At 59.7% G+C, this 2037-nt stretch carries 1 protein-coding gene; it reads right to left on the bottom strand.

Features of this window, described 5'->3' with window-relative positions; all coding sequences use genetic code 11:
• Positions 1-92: 92 nt before the first annotated feature.
• The coding region (gene fusA / locus B4E36_RS21395) for an elongation factor G (protein ID WP_345900802.1) at positions 93-2037 on the bottom strand (1945 nt) is incomplete at its 5' end.

Genomic DNA, 2037 nt, shown 5'->3' with positions numbered 1-2037 from the left:
CCGCTCAAACTTTGCTTTTGCCATTTTAAGGCTCCTATTCCTGTCGAACCCGCGAAGGGGTCAATCTCATTATCTTTGAGGCCGTGCTCCGGTCACTTCTGACCGGAGTATTTCGCCTGAATTTCCTGTGCCACATTCGAAGGCACCGGCGCATTGTGGTCGAAGACCATCGAATACTGGGCGCGGCCCTGCGACATCGAGCGCAGCGTGTCGACATATTTGAACATGTTGGCGAGCGGAACCTGGGCTTCGATCACCGTCGCGTTGCCGCGCGGCTCCTGACCCTGGATCTGACCGCGACGGGAGTTCAGGTCGCCGATGACATCGCCGACGTAATCTTCAGGCGTCACGACCTCGACCTTCATGATCGGCTCGAGAAGCTGGGCGCCAGCCTTGCGGGCTGCTTCGCGGAAGCAGGCGCGCGATGCGATTTCGAAGGCGAGAACCGACGAGTCGACATCATGGTAGGCACCGTCAACCAGCGTGGCCTTGATGCCGAGCATCGGGAAGCCTGCCAGCGGACCGGAGGACAGAACGCTTTCGATACCCTTCTGAACGCCAGGAATATATTCCTTCGGAACGGAACCGCCGACGATCTTGGATTCGAATACGAAATCCTCGCCATCCGGATTGGGTTCGAAAATAATCTTGACGCGGGCGAACTGACCCGAACCACCCGACTGCTTCTTGTGGGTGTAGTCTTCCTCGTGAGCCTGCGTGATCGTTTCGCGGTAGGCCACCTGCGGCGCGCCGACATTGGCCTCGACCTTGAACTCGCGCTTCATGCGGTCGACGAGGATGTCGAGGTGAAGCTCGCCCATGCCGGCGATGATGGTCTGACCGGACTCTTCGTCGGTGGCAACCCGGAAGGACGGATCCTCGGCGGCCAGACGGTTGAGGGCGAGACCCATCTTTTCCTGGTCGGCCTTGGTCTTCGGCTCGATCGCGATCCGGATAACCGGCTCGGGGAACTCCATCCGCTCCAGGATAACAGGCTTCAGCGGATCGCAGAGCGTATCACCGGTGGTGGTCTCCTTGAGGCCGGCAAGCGCGACGATATCGCCGGCATAAGCCACGTCGATGTCCGAACGGGAGTTCGAGTGCATCTGCAGCATGCGGCCGACGCGCTCGCGCTTTTCCTTGACCGTGTTCATAACGCCCGATCCCTTTTCGATCGTGCCGGAATAAACACGGCAGAAGGTCAGCGAACCGACGAAGGGGTCGTTCATGATCTTGAACGCCAGCATCGACAGCGGCTCGTTGTCATCGGCCTTACGCGAGATTTCGGCCTCGGTCTTGACGTCGATACCCTTGATCGCGGGAATTTCGACCGGCGACGGCAGGAAGTCGACAACGGCGTCGAGCAGGGGCTGAACGCCCTTGTTCTTGAACGCCGAGCCGCACAGCATCGGGAAGAACTCGACGTTGATCGTACCCTTGCGGATGAGTTCGCGGATCTTGTCGTTATCGGGCATATTGCCTTCGAGGTAAGCTTCCATGGCTTCCTCGTCGATATCGACGATCGTCTCGATCATCAGCTCGCGGTACTCTTCGGCCTTGTCCTTCATGTCAGCCGGGATGTCGGTGACGTCCCACTGAGCGCCAAGATGCTCGCCATCCCAGACCAGAGCCTTCATCTCGATCAGGTCGATCACACCGGCGAAGTCGTTTTCAGCGCCGATCGGCAGCTGGATGACAACCGGGGTCGCGCCGAGACGGGACTTCACCATGGAGACCGAGCGATAGAAGTCGGCGCCGATCTTGTCCATCTTGTTGCAGAAGATCATCCGCGGAACGTTGTACTTGTCAGCCTGACGCCAGACGGTTTCCGTCTGCGGCTCAACACCGGCATTGGCGTCGAGAAGGGCGACAGCACCGTCAAGCACGCGCAGCGAACGCTCGACTTCGATGGTGAAGTCAACGTGGCCGGGGGTGTCGATGATGTTGAAGCGGCGCTTCTTGCCGTCGCGACCTTCCCAGAAGGTGGTCGTCGCAGCGGACGTGATGGTGATGCCGCGCTCCTGCTCCTGCTCCATC

The sequence above is a fragment of the Martelella sp. UBA3392 genome, from assembly GCF_002358775.1.
In the GTDB taxonomy this organism is placed as follows: Bacteria; Pseudomonadota; Alphaproteobacteria; order Rhizobiales; family Rhizobiaceae; genus Martelella; species Martelella mediterranea.
This window is presented reverse-complemented; position numbering and strand designations above follow the sequence as displayed.